Source organism: Uliginosibacterium sangjuense, from assembly GCF_059132465.1.
Window position 1 is genome coordinate 1,545,078 of record NZ_CP101132.1, and the last position, 16,718, is coordinate 1,561,795.

General features: G+C 62.1%; 14 protein-coding genes. 8 read left to right on the forward strand and 6 right to left on the reverse strand.

The window, feature by feature from the left end; all coding sequences use genetic code 11:
• The first annotated feature begins 117 nt into the window (after positions 1-117).
• Positions 118-822 (forward strand): hypothetical protein, encoded by a 705-nt coding sequence (locus NMB43_RS07035; protein ID WP_494351439.1) that lies wholly within the window; start codon positions 118-120, stop codon positions 820-822.
• A gap of 169 nt (positions 823-991) precedes the next feature.
• On the opposite strand, the gene NMB43_RS07040 is transcribed toward NMB43_RS07035, so the two are convergent.
• The 6 genes from NMB43_RS07040 to tssJ all read right to left on the reverse strand — a co-directional run bounded on the left by NMB43_RS07040 (position 992) and on the right by tssJ (position 9,452).
• Positions 992-2,101: an Imm71 family immunity protein gene (locus NMB43_RS07040; protein ID WP_494351440.1), complete on the reverse strand. Its 1,110-nt coding sequence runs from the start codon at positions 2,099-2,101 to the stop codon at positions 992-994.
• 5 nt (positions 2,102-2,106) lie between these two features.
• The gene (locus NMB43_RS07045) at positions 2,107-3,639 is read right to left on the reverse strand and encodes a hypothetical protein (protein ID WP_494351441.1); all 1,533 of its coding nucleotides are present in this window, start codon (positions 3,637-3,639) and stop codon (positions 2,107-2,109) included.
• Complete coding sequence (locus tag NMB43_RS07050; protein ID WP_494351442.1) at positions 3,636-6,575, reverse strand: type VI secretion system Vgr family protein; 2,940 nt, start codon at positions 6,573-6,575, stop codon at positions 3,636-3,638. Before NMB43_RS07050 ends, NMB43_RS07045 begins: the two co-directional genes overlap by 4 nt.
• 91 nt (positions 6,576-6,666) lie before the next feature.
• Complete coding sequence (gene icmH / locus NMB43_RS07055) at positions 6,667-7,452, reverse strand: type IVB secretion system protein IcmH/DotU (protein ID WP_494351443.1); 786 nt, start codon at positions 7,450-7,452, stop codon at positions 6,667-6,669.
• Positions 7,449-8,798, reverse strand: a complete 1,350-nt coding sequence (tssK, locus tag NMB43_RS07060; protein ID WP_494351444.1) for a type VI secretion system baseplate subunit TssK — start codon at positions 8,796-8,798, stop codon at positions 7,449-7,451. Before tssK ends, icmH begins: the two co-directional genes overlap by 4 nt.
• A 30-nt stretch (positions 8,799-8,828) precedes the next feature.
• Positions 8,829-9,452: a type VI secretion system lipoprotein TssJ gene (gene tssJ / locus NMB43_RS07065; RefSeq protein ID WP_494351445.1), complete on the reverse strand. Its 624-nt coding sequence runs from the start codon at positions 9,450-9,452 to the stop codon at positions 8,829-8,831.
• Between the two features lie 488 nt (positions 9,453-9,940).
• Between tssJ and NMB43_RS07070 the strand changes: the two genes are divergently transcribed.
• The 7 genes from NMB43_RS07070 to tssG all read left to right on the forward strand — a co-directional run bounded on the left by NMB43_RS07070 (position 9,941) and on the right by tssG (position 16,701).
• A complete protein-coding gene (locus NMB43_RS07070; RefSeq protein WP_494351446.1) occupies positions 9,941-10,564 on the forward strand; it encodes a tetratricopeptide repeat protein in 624 nt (207 codons plus the stop codon).
• 90 nt (positions 10,565-10,654) lie between these two features.
• Entirely contained in the window at positions 10,655-11,158 is a 504-nt protein-coding gene (gene tssB / locus NMB43_RS07075; protein ID WP_494351447.1) for a type VI secretion system contractile sheath small subunit, read from the forward strand.
• Positions 11,159-11,161: 3 nt separating this feature from the next.
• Positions 11,162-12,652: a type VI secretion system contractile sheath large subunit gene (gene tssC, locus NMB43_RS07080; RefSeq protein ID WP_494351448.1), complete on the forward strand. Its 1,491-nt coding sequence runs from the start codon at positions 11,162-11,164 to the stop codon at positions 12,650-12,652.
• 32 nt (positions 12,653-12,684) lie between these two features.
• Positions 12,685-13,188 (forward strand): Hcp family type VI secretion system effector, encoded by a 504-nt coding sequence (locus NMB43_RS07085; protein ID WP_494351449.1) that lies wholly within the window; start codon positions 12,685-12,687, stop codon positions 13,186-13,188.
• 101 nt (positions 13,189-13,289) lie between these two features.
• Positions 13,290-13,781, forward strand: a complete 492-nt coding sequence (gene tssE / locus NMB43_RS07090; protein ID WP_494351450.1) for a type VI secretion system baseplate subunit TssE — start codon at positions 13,290-13,292, stop codon at positions 13,779-13,781.
• 2 nt (positions 13,782-13,783) lie between these two features.
• Positions 13,784-15,625, forward strand: coding sequence for a type VI secretion system baseplate subunit TssF (tssF, locus tag NMB43_RS07095; protein ID WP_494351451.1), 1,842 nt, complete (start codon positions 13,784-13,786; stop codon positions 15,623-15,625).
• Positions 15,589-16,701, forward strand: coding sequence for a type VI secretion system baseplate subunit TssG (gene tssG, locus NMB43_RS07100; RefSeq protein ID WP_494351452.1), 1,113 nt, complete (start codon positions 15,589-15,591; stop codon positions 16,699-16,701). Before tssF ends, tssG begins: the two co-directional genes overlap by 37 nt.
• Positions 16,702-16,718: the final 17 nt, after the last annotated feature.

A 16,718-nucleotide genomic window follows, 5' to 3' on the forward strand; every position in this document is an offset into this window, starting at 1 on the left:
TGCACCCAAACCTGCGGCACAGCGCCCGGGCAATCCACGCTTGCAGGCCGACCAACGCTGGCAGCGCACGCAGCGCTTCACCTGGGACAAGAACCGGGGGCGCGGGTGAGGGCGGCCGTGCGTCGACTCGGCGCCACGCTGTTCCAATGTGGCTGGCCCGCGACGCGTGCCCGTGTGCTGGGCCTCATGCCGCTGCTGATCCTGCTGATCATCGTGGGCGGCCTCCTGCTCGATCAACTGGGCGGCAGGCTGGGGCCACTTTTGGTCAATGCCTGGGTGTGGGGCCTGTACGCCTTGCTGCTGCGGGTGGAAAAGCCCGCCATGCGCCCGCCGCTGATCGTCTGCCTGGTAATCGCCACTGCGGGCGAACTGTTCCTGTCCCTGCTGTGGGGGCTCTACCTGTATCGCGATGGCGGCTTGCCGCTGTTCGTCCCGCCCGGGCATGTGCTGCTTTTCTGGCTCGGCATGCACAGCGTCGCGCGCGTGCCCTATCGCCTGCTCGCCCTGGTGCCCTGGCTGGCTGCCCCGCTTACCCTCTGGATGGCATGGCAGGGGCACGACCATCTGGGTCTCGTGCTTTGCGCCTTCTTCCTGCTCTGCTGGCGCTTCGGCCCCGCGCCGCGACTCTATGCCTGGATGTTCCTGCTGGCACTGTGGATGGAGTTGTTCGCCACCTGGCTAGGCAACTGGCAATGGCAGGCGCAAGACCCCTGGTTCGGCCTCGCCATGACCAACCCACCCCTCGCGGCCGGCGCGTTCTACTGCGTGCTCGACCTGATGGTCTTGCTGTGGGCGAGGTGGCGGGGGCAGGGCGGAGCCTAGTTGTGCCTTGCACATGCAGTGCTGGGCATTGATCTCGCGGTCGCCGACCGGAGCCAGCAACAGCTTGCAGGCCCAATTGGCGCGGGAAAATGAGCGCAGAGGGCCGGGGCGATATGCTGCCGCTGGCCTCGGTGGCCACGTTGCTGTGGAAACGGATGTCGACCTTCCGTCAGGCCTGATCCGTGTCCCATTGCCAGATTGTCACGCCGTAGTCAGCACCCAACTCCGGCATGATCTCGCCTTGTTTGAACAGGCGTCGTGAGTCAGCCTTGGCGGGCGATATCCAGTAGCCTGCGCGCGGACAGGGCTGACCGGCGGGGCAGCGTGCCGGGCCTGTGTCGGGTTGAGCGTTCGGGTCTGGCGGGGCGAACTGCGGCCATGGCACGTGCGGCCATTCGGGGCAACGGAAGGTGTACTGCGCTTCTTCGTCGGGAATAGTACCGTCCTCATACCGATCATCACGCCAGATGAGGCGCCAGGTCGTCGGGCGGCCGTCATTGCGCAAGTCATCGCCCGGGAAGGCGATGCTCGGCGCGGGCGAGCCCACATGCAGGTAATTCATCAGCCCGTCGAGTTCGATTCCTGCGTCAGGCACGATGGGTTTCTGGAACAAACCCAGCACACCCTTGGTGTAATCGACCTTCACCGGCTCCCAGATGCCCGAGTAAGGCACCGTATCTTTGGTGCGCAAAAACACCTGCTCCTCGGGTTCTGGCACGGGCGGCAATTCACCTTCCGGAAAAGTGGAGTACTCCATCAGGAAGTTGGGGCCGTGGTTGGCCATGACGTGATAACTCAGCGGGGCCGGGTTGTCGATCCACTGGCCTTCGAGGATGAAGGCGCCGATTTCCTGCTCGGCGCGTCCTTCGTTGACCAAAGCCTCGACGAGGCGATCCCAGTGGGGTGAGTCCATTGCGGGAAGGGCGTTCTCCCCCATCTCGTAGCGCGAAATATCTGTTGCCATCCAGCTGAGTGGTTGATGGGCTTGATAGAAATATCCCGTCAGCCCCAGGTACTTGAACGGGCGCTTATCGCCTCGCCGCAGGCGTTCCAAGCAAACAGCCATTCCCTCAGCAAAGGCTATGCGCTTTGCTGGATTGCTAAAGAACCCCGTACCTTTTTGTGAATCATCGGCCACAGCCAGTTTATAAATCTCTAACCACTTCCAGTGGTACTCCGCCACCCGCGCCCAAGCGGTGTAGGAGGAGTTCTTCTTAAGCATGTAGAAGATGCGGCGACGCTCTTCGGCGTTGGGGATCAGGGGAATGGAATTACTCATGGTCATTACCGGGGTTTGGTGCTGCGCGTGGCAGGCACCTCTTCATCTTTGCGGGCGATCTCGCGCGCACCGAGGCGCGTGGTTTGCACGGTAGTGGTACCGGGCATGCGCACATAGCCCCAGCGGCCGTTGGCATCTGTCCAACCGGTTGGGCGGATCTCCAACTCCATGCCACCGACTGTGAGCTTCTTGGGCTGACCGGTCTTGATGACTTCTTGCCCGGCCTCGCTCAAGGTTTTTTTGGCGGCATCGTCCAGATAGAACACCGCTTGCATGCCACCGCCCTCAAGGTATTGCCCCGGTATTTTGTTGCTAACTTGCTCAGACACCTTACCCACGCAAGCCCTAATTCGATCCGGCTCCACAACCTTACCGACCACCATAAAACCATCGCGATTGAATTCGTCGAGCACTGCGTAGTGCTTACGCCATTCCTCAGCAGTCTTGGGCGGCTTGCCCATGCCCCACCAGCCTCCTGCACCAAAGCTCTGGTCGACTGTTTCGCCAAACGTCTCGCCTTTAGGTCCAAACAAACGAAACACCTCGTCACCTGGCTTCATCGTGCGGTTGGTGATCTTGCCGGCGAAGGCGGGGATACCCGTGAGCCGACCCTTATCACCAACGAATTTTGCCAAATCCGGATACCCCGTCTCATGCTTGTAGTAATTGTGCATGTCGCCTGGATTCGCACTGTTCTGCACCCACCCGCCCTTGGCGCTGCGCAGCGCGCCGGCCTCGGCTTCAATCATGCGCAGCTCGTCGGCATAGGTCACTGTCTTCGTGCCTGCCGTGGCAGTGTGTTCGACGGTGCGTGCGGTGGTTTCGCCGCCGGAGCGAATGTAGGCCTGAATCTCGCGCAAGTGTTGATCAAGTTCTTTGAGGGCTTCCGGGATCATCTTGTCGCCAGTCTCCTTCAAACGCTGGAGCCCGCTTGAAAGCCCATCCAGTCTGCTCAACAAAGACTGAGGCAGCACAGCATGCAGCTCGGTCTTGATCTTCGCGCAGCAACGCCGCAGCGTGACGATCAGGGCGCCAAAGCGCTCCACGATCTGCGCCTGATGATCGAGTACGCGCAAGTTGAGCAGCCAGCGCTCTGCATTCCCGACGCCCACCCGATTCAGAAAGGCCACGATGTCTTTGGCCGCCTGACCCAGATGCGCGGCACGCGCGGCACCGACGAGATGAGCGGCTTCGCCGACCGCTTTGAGCGTGAGTCGGCCCACGCCTTTGATGACACCACCGATCACAGGGATCAGGGCGAAGATCAGCACGACAAGCATGATCCATTGCAGCTTGTCGTCGCGCTTGGCAGGGTCATCGACCATGCCGATGCTGACCGCAATCAGATCACGCACCGCCGTGACGTCGCCAACCAGCGGGATCATGCCAATCACGGCATCCACGATGATCTGTGAGAGGCTGGCTTTCTCGTTGAACGCGCCTTGTACCGTACCCCAGAGCCAGCCGCTTGCCTCACTGACCGTAGACTCGAAGCCGGACCACCAGTGCGGCGCACTGCTTGCGTTCGCCGTACTCATACCTTGCTCCTGTTCTTGAGATGTGCCGCGTAGCGCGCCACCAGGCTTTGAATGTTCGTTTCCGCAGGCGTGGCGGAATGACCGGGTGTGGGCTCGGCGGTCTTGCGCTTGAACGGCGCGCTCGAGGGACCGAAACGAACGCTTGCACTTGAACCTGCTGGGACGTCTGTGAGCCTTGCGCGTCCATGGCTATCCAGCCGCCCGAAGCGCGTGCTGCCATCAGAAAGTGTGGCGACATACTCGGCGTCGGCCAGACCTTCTTCATCGTGGTAACGGTGATCCAGTTCGATCACATCCTTGTCAATCGTGAGTTTGCCTTCTGGCAGTATGGGCAAACTCGCCGCCGCACTTGCCCCGCCCGCCAACACATTCTGCCCGCCTTTGACGGTGAACTGGCCTGGGCAGGCGAAGGTGAGGTTGGCGCCGTCCAGCGTGATGGAGGACTGGCCGGCCTGGAGCACGATCTTGCTGCTGGCGAGGATGTGGATCTCGTCGTTCGATGAGGTGACGGTGACATCCTGGTCGGCCAGTACTTCGAGCGGGCCGTCGTGGGCCTGGATGGAGAGCGGGGCATTGGCGGCGATGGCCTTGATGCCGCTGGCATGGGTGTAGAGACTGGTCGCTTCGCCCGCGACGAGGCTCAGGGTGTGCTGCGCGCTGAGCTGGGTATCCGCCTGGGCGGTGACACTGAGCTGCGCACTGGCGAACAAGGCGCTGCTCTGCGGGGTCGCCAGGGCCAGACTGTCTGGGGTCTCCACCAGCAGGGCAGGGGCAGTGAAGGCGGGCACGGTGCGGTCCGTCGGATCGGTGCCCGGCTTTACGCTCGGAGAAGCCGCCGTCTGCTCCCCTCGCCCGCTGGCGGGAGAGGGGGTGGGGGAGAGGGGAGCCAGCGCAGCCTGCGGGTGGATGAGCGCCCGGAAAGCCTCGATGCGCGGGGCCTGGGCCAGCGCATCGGCTTCCGACTGACTGGCCGCATCCGACAAGCGGGTCGCCGTGTCGCAGGCTGCCTTGAGCTGCACGGCAACCTCCCCGGTATCGAGCTGCGTGCTCGCCGCCTGCATCCGGGCGCTGGTCGAGACCAGCATCCCCTGCGCCGCACGCAGCACGCCCCAGCCATCGGTGCGCAACTCGAAGCCCTGGCCCCGATACGCCCCGCGCCTGCTGCTGCCCGGCGCCTGATGAATCAGAAAGCCCAGATTCAACTCACTGCGCTGCGCACTACTGGCCAGACGGCAGCGCAACTGACCGGTCGCATCATCGAGCTGCCACTGACTCCAGCCCGCGCCGTCCAGTGTCGGCACATGCCAACCCGAGAGCAGGCCTGGATGATTCGCCTGACTTCCCTCGCCAGCGGGCCAGGGCGGTGCATCCTGACCGTTGTAGAGCTGCGCCACCACCAAGGGACGATCCACATCCCCCTCGACGAACTCCACCAACACCTCGGTGCCCACCCGTGGCGTAAAGCTGCTGCCCCAGTTCGGGCCCGCTAACCACTCCGCCACCCGGACCCAGGTGCCATTTGACTCGTCCAGCGTCGCGCGCTCCGCCTCACTGACCGGCGTACCCGTCAGAGGGCGTGCTCCGCGTTGCCACGGAAACTGGATCTTGACTCGCCCATCCCGCTCACTGTGCGTCCCGGTGCCCACCGGCACCGCAGCCGAGCCGACCACCAGCGCCGTCTGCATGCCTTGCACGGCCGGCTTGGGCAACGGACGCGGCAGCACCGGCAGCGCAGCCGACACACACACGGCCCGGTTGCGGTAGCTGCCGCGCTCGACCTGAGAGGATGACGTGTGCGTGGCCGCTGCGTGGAGGACTTTCGCCCCACTGTCCAGGTTATTGACCGCCTCATGGACCAATGCCAACACCGTCTGCCGGGCCGACTCGCTCTGCAGGACGGGATGCGCGCTGGCCCGGAAACGCTCCCCCGGCGCCAACACCCGGACCGAACTCTCGATGCGATGCGCAGCCATCGCCAGGGCCTGATAGCCTGCGGCACGCAGCGCGGCTTGCTCGGCCCCCTGCGCATCGGCATAGCGATAAGCGCCGCTGCCCTCAAAGTCTTCCAGGCTCGGCACCTCACCCACCCCACCCAGGAGTTGGGCATCCACCTCACCGCTGCCGGCCGGTGCCAGCAATTGTTTGTAGTCCCAACTGGCGCGGGTAAAGGCATTGCTCTTCACCGACTGGGCTGACTCCCAGGCGTGGATGCTGTCGCTCGCTTCGGTGGCTGCGCTGCGGTGGAAGCGGATGTCGGGTTGCGCGCAGTCGGCCAGGGGAGACGCCGCATCGAAGATCACCAGCGTATGCATCGCTTGAAGTGATTCGCCTGTCGTTCCCGCCTGTGCGGCTTGGTCGTGTGCAAAGCGATAAGACAAGCCTTCGCTGGCTAGCAGGCGCTGGACGAACTCGAGATCGGTCTCGCGGTACTGGCAACACAGGCTGCGCGGCGAGAGCGGGGTGGTCAGCTCAAAGCTGAAGCGGGCGAGGGGGTAGTGCGCGAAAACTTCGCTGACGATCTCCTCGATGGTCTTGTCCTGGAAGATGCGGCTGGTGCGGCGATGCGCCAACAGCGACAACCAAGGCGAGAGCGTCAGGCGATAGCGCGCCAGCCCGCCATCGGCCCCGAGTTGCGCTGCGCGTGTGACCAGCCCATGCCATTGGCGATGGCTGCGACCATCTGCCAGTAACAGACGCAAGGTGAGCTCTTCGCCGATGAACTGCTTCAGTTCGAGGTGCGCGTTGGATGACAGGCAGTCGATGTCGAAGGCATAGCAGGTGGAAAGGGCTTCTTCACCATGAAATCGTTCGGCGACCAGCACGGTATCCGGCAAGGGGGTGGTGATCGAGATGAGGCGTGCCGTCTGCGACAGCGCACGCTGGAAGATGTCGCGGCTGGGCAAGGCGGCGGACAGACTGTCGGGGAGCGCGGACAACGTGCCTTCGGTTGGTACCGAAGCGGCAGAGGCAGAGGGCGAAGGGAACATGGTGGTGATTCCGGGGGCGACCCTGGGGTCGCCCATGAGATCAGGGGAGCGTGATCGTGACGTTGGCGCTGCGCGGAGCAAGCTTGACGATGCTGGTGTACTGGCTGAGCGTCTTCTGCGTGTGGGCGTCCAGGTAGGCTTTCAGCCCGATGAAGCCCAGGATCCCTACCAAGGCCATGATGCAGGTGATCACCCAGATCGGTACCTCGCTACGCAGGGCGTGCTTGATGCGATCTGGAATGGCCCAGTGTGGCGCGAAGCTGGCACGCTTGCCCTTGTGATGGATGACTTCATCGCCCACGCGCGCGACGAGGTAATGCAGTTTCTCGGGCCCCTCTAGCAGGTACTTGCCCTTGAACCCATGGAGCAGACAGTGATGGAAGACTTCCAACGCAGGCAAGCGCTTGGCGCCCTGGGCGCGTAGCACCTCCAACTGAACGAAGAACTGCTCACCGGCAAGTTGCTCGCCGAACAATGCCAGTTGCAAGGGCTGACGCTCCCAGGCATCGCGGATGGCGAAGTTGCTCGACAGGATGACTTCATCGACCAGTGCGCAGAATGCGTACTTGGCCGAATGGATGTCGTCCGGGGAGGCGTGTTGTCGCGTTGCGTTCTTGTCGAAATCATCGAGGAAGCGCCGGATGCGTTCGCGGAACATGGCGGCGTCTGTCGGCGCGGCGCGGTTGCGCAGCATGAACAGTAGGTAGAAACCGTCGTGCAGCAGGTCAACGAGGCTGCGCGGGCTGCGCGCGACCTCGGCCTGGGGGTGGGACGTGTTCGGTTTGCTTGGGGTGTTGCCGAAGATGGTGGGGGCTGAGAGGCTCATTCGATGACCGCCATGAGATCGAGTTTGAGGTCGGGGAAACCGCTGGGGGCATAGAGGCAGAGCGTCTTTGCCTGCATCATGCGTTCGTAGATGGGGCCGTGTGCCTCGACCGAGAAGTAGTAGGCACCGGGGCGCACCGGGATGGCAGCGGGTACTTGTGGTGCAGCCTGCAGCTTCACGCCCGGCATGGCCGACAGCACGAGGCGGTCGACGTCGTCTGGTGCGCCGAGCTTGAAGCGCACCGGAACGGTCTCCACCAACTCGGCAGGTGGCAGGTCGGCCGCTACAGCTACGTAGAACGATGCGCCCTGGGTTAGCTTCTCGGAGTCGAGCCTGCCGACGAAGTAGCCCGGCTTCGTCTCCTGCAGACCAATGCTGACGTAGCGTGCCGAGATTACCGTGTTGATCAGCTCCCGGATGATCTGGTCCAGTTTCAGGAAGGCCGGGCCTGGGGCGCCGTGGTGGTAAACCGGCAGATCGTCCAGGCTGTAGGCCTTCGCGAAAGTCAGCAACTGCCCGGCCAGGCCGAGCAGGCTCTGATAGAGGCGCTCGGGGTGCAGGCGGGGATGATGCAGATAGTGGGACAGCTGGGCGAAGGCTGCGCTGGCCGTGTGCAACAGCCAGAACGAGGCCACATCGCCCGAGCGGAATTCGATGACGTGTTTGGATGGCTCGCGGTGGTGCCCGTAGAGGGCGTTGCACTTCGCCTGCAGCATGTCGAGCAAGCGCCGCAGCATCGATTCGAGCGCCGGGATGGCGTTGATGCTCAATGCCGGAGGCATGAACGCGGGGTCGCTCTCGTAGGCACCCGACGCGGTGCGCCGGATACGCACCACAGGCAGTGACACGTACTGTTCGCGGGGTTCCAGATCGCTCAGCAGGCGCGCATGCTTGCGTAGCACGGCCAACTCGCTGCCTACGGCCTGTGTATAGAGGTCCAGTGCGTTGATGCTGTCCTGCTGATAGCGCGTCGCGACGCTGGTCTGCTTGCCGGGCGAAGAGAAGTTACTGCCATCCTCGCGCAGCAGTGGCAAGCACAGATGAAAGTCGAGCCCATCTGCCGGGATGTCGATGTCCACCAGATTGCGGGCATCTGGCAGGCGATCGGTTGTGGGCGCGTCCAGCGTTTCGCCATCGGGCCACATCACGCGGACCTCGTTGAATCGGAGCAAGCCGCTCTCCAGTGCGTCGCGGTCCAGCCGCAACTGGCTCGCACCCCACAGATAGGGGTGGGTGGCGTGCAAGGCTTGGGCGAGTCTTTGCTCGTGGTAGATGTCTTGCTGCTGGAAATGCTGGGGCTTCAGGAAGAGCCCCTCGCCCCATAACAACTTCTGTGTGTTCTTCACTGCGTTACCTGCTTGGTCGGATTGTTTCGGTCAGCGGCAGATCACACCCGACAGGGATGCTGCCTCGCTGCTGTTCTGTCCGCTCACGACGCCTTGTGACACCGTCATGGCACACGCATGGACACCGATCGTGACGCCGCGAGCGTTGATGCCATCCATCGGAAGACTGACGCGCCACCGGTCGCCGGCGGGGGCACGGAAGAATGCCGCCACTCCCAGGTAGATGCTTCCTTCCGGCAGACGTTCCTTCAGCTCCAGGCGCTGTCCCGGAAGTAGCGTGAGCTCGCGCGCTTCAATCAGGGCGGTAGACAAGACATCCTTCTCACGAGCGGGGTCCGACAGCGCGGAGTAGGCGGCTGCGCGGAAGCTGGCGTCGTCTCGCAGCTTGTACAGCTTGAGCACCAGCGCAATGGGGCGTCCCCGTGCGTCTGCGTTGAGGTTGTTGCCGGCATGTATGACGAGCGGTACCTCGGCGGGCGTAGCGGGTTTGCTGGGCATGGACGGAAGCTGCGCGTCGGGTTTTTTGAGACCCACCAGTTCCATCGATCCATCGGCGATTTTCCCCAAACCGCTGGTCGAACACCCGGAAATGAATATGCAGATCAGTATTCCCTTAAGGGCGGTCGTGATTTCAATCAAACGGCTAGATTGCATAAAAGCTGTGTTTCTACGGTAAATGTCGATTTGTAATCGAGAATATCCGGATGTCTATATCAATCGACCGCTTGTCCAGAAAAACAACAAAATCGACATGTTTTTCATAAACGCCTTGTTTGTGTTGTCTGTGATATTTAACACAATATGCCAAACGAGTGTCATGGGTGCTTAAGTTGCGCCTGCTGTGATCTACCAATGCTTTGTTGTGTTAAGTAACGCTATGAATTTTAACGATAAAATTCATTCTCGTTGCGTGGGATTGCCAGGTCTCTAGGCGCTGAGTGCCGTGCTTGTCTCTGCCGAATCTAGTGGGCGTGAGCAGTCTCTCTCAATGTAATTTGAATGTGAAGAGTACTGCCCTTTGGGCTGGATTGATATTTTTCACGACGTGCTGGTATCGTTTATTTAGCCCCGGTCAGGGGGCGTTTTTTTGTGGTTGTCTGTCTAGAAACGACAAATATGTTGATTTTATAGAGAAGCAAATCATGCAATTCATTTTTAAGCCGTTGATCGGTTTATTGGTCGCGTCTGTCGTCATTTCCGGTTGCGCGTCGCGCTCCGCGCCCGCATCCGCTCCGCCCAACTCCGCCGCGCTTTATCGCGACGCGCTGCAAGCACTTGATGCGGGTGAGAAGGAGAAGGGGATGGAGCTCCTGGATGCATCGGCCCGGGCCAATCCAGCGTCGGCCATGCCATGGGTCAAGATGGCCCAGGTTCACTTCGATGCCGACAACTATCCGTCGGCGATCGAGGCGGCGGACGAGGCCATGAAGCGTGACCCGTCACGTCGCGATGCGAAGGCGCTGGCGGTGGTGGCCAGTCTGCGAGTGGCGGTCAGGGCTTTGTCGGATATGTCGGCGGACACCGGTCTGCGCGGCAATACGCGTTCCGAGGCCGAGCGCTTGGCGCGTAGCCTGCGCGAGACCTTGGGGCAGGACGAGCTGGTGCCCTTGGTTGAGGCAGAGAGCCCTGCGAAATCACGCGCGAGTCGCCCGGCGACAAACCGATCTGCGGCAGCGAGTTCCACACCAAAGACGAGCGTGCCTTCGGTCGCGCCAAGCAAGCCAGCGTCGCCGCAGGCGTCGAATCCATTCAGCAGTCTCAAGTAGGAAGCAATTAGTGCATGGCGGGTCCGGGGTCGGCTCGGATCGCCTTGGTGAGTCATCACGCCTGTCGAATCAGTGCAAGGGAGAAGTATCTTGGCCAAGTCCGAAAGCATCCAGAAAAAACTCAACCGTGTGCGCCCGCCTCGGGTCCAGTTGTCCTATGACGTCGAGATCGGCGACGCGATCGAACAGAAGGAGTTGCCCTTCGTCGTCGGTGTGATGGGCGACTTCTCGGGCAATCCGGAAGAGCCCTTGCCACGTCTGCGTGATCGCAAGTTCGTCAACATTGATGGCGACAACTTTGACGATGTGCTGCAAGGCATGGCGCCGCGCGCGACCTATCGCGTCAAGAACACCCTGACGGGTGAGGGCGAGCTGGGGGTCGAGCTGAAGTTCAAGTCGATGGAGGACTTCCGGCCCGAGTCCGTCGTGCAGCAGGTCGAGCCCCTGCGCAAGCTGCTCGAGGCACGCAACAAGCTGGCAGACCTGCGCGGCAAGCTTGCCGGCAACGAAAAGCTGGATGACATCCTGCAACAGGTGCTGACCAACACGGAGCAACTGGCAGCCATCAATCGTGAATCGGGCAACAAGGAGTAAGCCATGAGCGCCGAACTGACTTCTCTCAAGCCGGTGGCTGTGGCTGCCGAAGCCAACAGCCTGCTGGACCAGATCGTTGCCGAGAGCAAGGTAGCCAAGTCTGCTGCCGAGCACTCGCGTGCCCGGGACATCATTGGCGAACTCGTGTCGCAGGTGATGGACGGTGCGGTGGTGATCTCCGAGAACCTGTCCGCCACCCTGGATGCGCGCATCGCCGAGCTGGACGCGTTGTTGTCGACGCAGCTCTCGGCTGTCATGCATGCCCCTGAATTCCAGAAGCTGGAGGCTTCGTGGCGCGGCCTGGAGTATCTGAGCAAGCAGACCTCCACCGGCACGATGCTGAAGATCAAGGTTTTCAACACGAACAAGAAGGATCTGATCAAGGACTTCAAGTCCGCGATCGATTTCGACCAGAGCGTGCTGTTCAAGAAGGTGTACGAGGAAGAATTCGGCACCTTTGGCGGTGCGCCTTTCGGTGCGCTGATCGGCGACTTCGAGATTGGCCGCCAGCCCGAGGACATGTACTTCATCGACCAGATGGCACACGTGGCGGCCGCCTCGCATGCGCCTTTCATCGCAGGGGCCGCGCCGGAGCTGATGGGGCTGGAAAGCTTCACCGACCTGGGCAAGCCGCGCGATCTTGCGAAGGTGTTCGATACCGTCGAGTACGCCAAGTGGCGCTCCTTCCGTGACAGCGAGGACGCACGTTACGTTGGCCTGACCCTGCCTCACTTCCTGGGTCGTCTGCCCTACAACCCGAAGGACGGTACGCCGGTCGAGGGCTTCAACTACGTGGAAGAGGTGGATGGCAGTGACCACAGCAAGTACCTGTGGGTGAATGCCGCCTATGCCTTCGCTGCCCGCCTGACGGACGCCTTCGATCACTTCGGGTGGTGCGCCGCGATCCGTGGTGTCGAAGGTGGTGGCCTGGTCGAGGATCTGCCCACTCACACCTTCAAGACCGACGATGGTGAGGTGGCGCTGAAGTGCCCGACCGAGATTGCCATCACCGATCGGCGCGAGAAGGAACTGTCCGACCTGGGCTTCATCCCGCTGGTGCATTGCAAGGGCTCGGACTACGCCGCCTTCTTCGGCGCGCAGTCGGTGCAGAAGGCGAAGAAGTACAACACCGATGCCGCCAATGCCAATGCCGTACTGTCTTCCCAGTTGCAGTACATCTTTGCGGTCTCGCGCATTGCCCATTACTTGAAGGCGATGATGCGCGACAAGATCGGCAGCTTTGCCTCGGCAGGCAACGTCGAAACCTACCTCAACAACTGGATCGCCCAGTACGTGCTGCTCGACGACGGCGCGTCACAGGAGGCCAAGGCGCAGTTCCCGCTGCGCGAAGCCTCGATCCAGGTCTCGGAAGTGCCTGGACGGCCCGGTGTGTACCGCGCTGTCTCCTTCCTGCGGCCGCACTTCCAGCTCGATGAACTCTCGGTCTCCCTGCGCCTGGTGGCCGAGTTGCCGCAGTCAGCCAAGGGCGCTTGATTTTTCCCTCCATCCCTCTTTAGGAGCACTACGTGAAGGATATTTACATTCAGTTCAAGGGCAAGTACGACATCAAGGGTGAGTCACGCGACAACGACCACAAGGAGTGGATCGAGGTGAGTTCGTGGGCACACCAGATTCGTCAGCCCAAGTCCGCGACCGCTTCGACTGCCGGCGGTTTCACGGCCGAACGTTGCGAACATGACGAGATGATTTTCGTCAAGGACCTGGATCTGACCTCGCCTCGCCTGTGGGAAGCCTGTTCCGCCGGCCACACCTTCGACGAAGTCACCATCGACTTCATGCGCGCCGACGGCGACAAGCGCGTCAAGTATCTGGAGGTCAAGCTCAAGCATGTGCTGGTGTCCGCCGTGTCGCCCACCGTGCAGGGTGAAGGCATTCCGGTCGAACAGTTCGCGCTGAAGTATGCCGCGGTGCAGTGGACCTACACCGCACAAGACATCAAGGGCGGCACCAAGGGCAACAAGATTGCCAAGTGGAGTCTGGCCAAGAACACGCCGACCTACGACGTGTAACGAGCTGTTGAGCGCAGGCGTGTCGCCCTGTTCGACGCGCCTGCAACGGGCCTGGATCCGCTGCCCGGTTGCGTGAAGCGGACCTGCGCGGGATGCATGTGATGGCTGGTTTTCTGCCGACCCTCTTTGAACGACTCTCTGACGATGCGCCGCATCGCTCCACTGAACACGATCCCTTGCGCAGGTGGTCGGTCGATGAGCTGAAGGACTCCGTTGCGCGTGACCTTGAGGCCTTGCTGAACAGCCGTGCGGCGATGCAGGCCGACGCTTTCGAGGCCTACCCGGAAGCACACCGTTCGGTGGCGAGTTTTGGCATGGCCGATTTCGTCGGCTTTAGTCTGGCCAATCCGGCCGACCGCGACCGTATCTGCCGCACGCTGGAGCGCAGCATCGCGCATCACGAGCCGCGCCTGCGCGATGTGAGCGTGAGGCTGGAGGCCGACCGGCGCGCTGTCGGTTGTCTGCAGTTCGGCATCAATGCTGTGTTGTACGTGGCGCCGACCGCTGAGCCGGTCACCTTTGACGCACTGCTGCAACCCACCACCCTGCAATACTCCGTGGCGAAGTCGCGCGGTCTGTCGGGTGTGAGATAGCCATGCGCGACCTGCTGCCTTACTACGAGCGCGAGCTGACCTTCCTGCGTCGTCATGCGGGAGAGTTTGCCGCGCGTTATCCCAAGATTGCATCACGCCTGTTGATCTCGGGTGAGTCCTGCGAGGATCCTCATGTCGAACGCATGATTGAATCCTTCGCCCTGCTCACGGCGCGCGTCCACAAGAAGCTGGACGACGAGTTGCCCGAACTCACGCATTCGCTGTTGGGCGTGCTCTACCCGCACTATCTGCGCCCGCTGCCGTCATTTTCGATCGCACGTTTCGATCTCGCGGGTGCCGATGCGCAGATGTCGGGGCCAAGCTTGCTGCCCCGCCATACCGCGTTGAGTACGCGGCCGGTCAAGGGCGTCGTGTGCAAGTTCCGCACGGCCTACCCAGTCGCCCTGGCTCCCGTACGTGTCGCCGCTGCGCGCTTTTCAGAGTCGTTTACTCCGCCCCGTGGCTATCTGCCGCCGGCCGGTGCCGCTGGCTTGCTGAGTCTGGATATCGAGCTGAGCTCGCCTCAGCTGGCTTTCGACACCCTGCGACTCGACCGTCTGCGGCTCTTTGTGGACGGCGAGACCTCGCTTGTCTCGCATTTACGCGAGACCATGCTTTCACGCGCAGCCAGCGTCTGCGTGGAGGTGCCGGGGGGGCATCGCTGGGTGCCGTTGCCGCTGGAGGTGGCGCAAGCAGCAGGTTTCGGTGCTGACGAAGAGTTGCTCGACTACGACGCCCGTTCGCATCTGGCCTATCGCTTACTGACCGAGTTCTTCGCCTTTCCCGAGAAGTTCAACTTCATCGACCTGAGTCTGGCTGAAGTGCGCAAGCATCTGCCAGCGGGCTGTCGTCAGTTCTCGCTCCATTTCGTGCTGGATGGTCGCAACGTCGAAGCCCGTGGCGCCCGGATCATGGAGCGGGTAAGCACGGCCAACTTTCTGACGCACTGCACGCCGGTCATCAATCTGTTCCAGCAGAGTGCCGAACCGATCCGCCTGAGTCATCTGCGCAGCAGCTATACCTTGTTGCCGGACGCAAGGCGGGCACATGCCTTCGAGGTGTATGCCGTCGATGCGGTACGCAAGATCGAGAAGACCGCGCAGGGCGAACAGCTGCGCGAATACAGCCCGTACTACTCGCTCAAACACGGCCAGTCCTTACAGCGGGCCGGGCGTTTCTATCAGGTACGACGCGACGAACAGGTGGCTGAGCGCAGCCCGGGTCACGAATACGAAATCTCGGTGGTCGACCTTGATTTCGATCCGCGCGCCGAAAAGACCGAGACGCTCTCCATCGAGCTCACCTGTACCAATCGCGATCTGCCCGCGCAGATGCCGTTCGGGATGGCGGGCGGCGATCTGTTCATGGAAGGGGGCTCGTTGGCGCGCAGTATCTCGCTGCTGCGCAAACCCACGTCCAGTGTCCGTGTCGAGGGGGAAGGGGCGCACTGGAAGCTGATATCCCACCTCTCGCTGAATCATCTCTCCCTCACGGAAACCGGTCTCGATGCGCTGAAGGAAACACTGGCGCTCTATGACATCCATCGCTCGGCTACCAATCGTCGCTTGCTTGATGGCCTGGCGGCGATCAGTCACCGCGTGGCGACTGCGCGCGTGACGAGCAATCCATTTCCCTGTTTCGTGAAGGGGATCGAGATCGAACTGGCGGTCGACCCGGTGCACTTTGTCGGCATCGGTGTCGAGCAGTTCGCGCGGGTGCTCGATCACTTCTTTGGTCTCTACGTTCACGTCAACAGTTTCACCCGTCTGCGCGTCACCTCGCATGAGAGTGGTGAGGAAATCCTGAAATGTCCAGCACGCAACGGCGACCAGATCCTGGCGTGATTGAGCGCTTGCGCGCTGAGCCTTACCGTTTCGAGTTCTTCCAGGCGGTGCGGGTGCTTTCCGCATTCTTCCGGCGCGAGGGACGGGCGCAGGAAGAGGTCGTGGGCGAGCGCATCCGTTTCACGAATTCTCTGCACATCGGCTTTGCGCCAAGCGAGATCGAAGGGCTGGAGTTCGACTATCGCAGCGCGCCCCAACAAGAACTGGCCTGGCCGGAGAAGGCGGCTGAGCCTGCACTGGATGAGGCAGAGGGGGTTCGTCTCACGCCAAGTTTCATCGGGATGACGGGCAATAGCGGGGTGCTTCCGCGCAGCTATACCGAGCAATTGATTGCACGCGAGGTGAGCCTGCGCGACCACAGTGCCCGCGCCTTCCTCGATCTTTTCTCCAACCGTGCGGTGAGCCTGTTCTACCGCGCATGGGAGAAGTACCGCCTTTACTTCCAGTACGAGCGTGATCGCCAGGAGCGTTTCCTACCGATGATGCTGTCGCTGGTGGGCGTGGGCAACCGGCACTTGCGGGCAGAAGTCTGTGAAGCGACCCAGCCCGTGCTCGCTGAAACGCTTGCCTACTACGCAGGCGCGCTGCGTCAGTCGGCACGGCCTGGGCATCTGATCGAACGCATCCTGGCAGATCACTTCGCCGTGCCGGTGCGCCTGGAACAGTTCGCCGGACGTTGGCAGAACCTGCCGGCCAGCGAGCAGAGCGCACTGGGGCTGGCCAATGCACGCTTGGGTGTCGACACCGTGTGTGGCCAGCGCATGTGGGAGTGCGGCACCAGTATCGCGCTGGAGATCGGCCCGCTGTCGCGCGAGCAGTTTGACCGCTTCCTGCCGGGCGGCGAGGCGGCGCATGCCATTGCACATCTACTGAGTCTGCTGGCGGGCATCACGGTCACATGCACCGTGCGCCTCGTACTGCGCAAGGAGGATGTGCGCCCGGCCCACCTGGGTGGCGGCATGGCACCCGCGCGGCTCGGCCACAACACCTGGATGTTGACGCGTCTGACGCATGAGCACCGGCGCGACATGGCCTACGAAATCAACCACGATCCGCTGTCCCTGCAGGCAGCCTGATACACCCGAGAGTCACT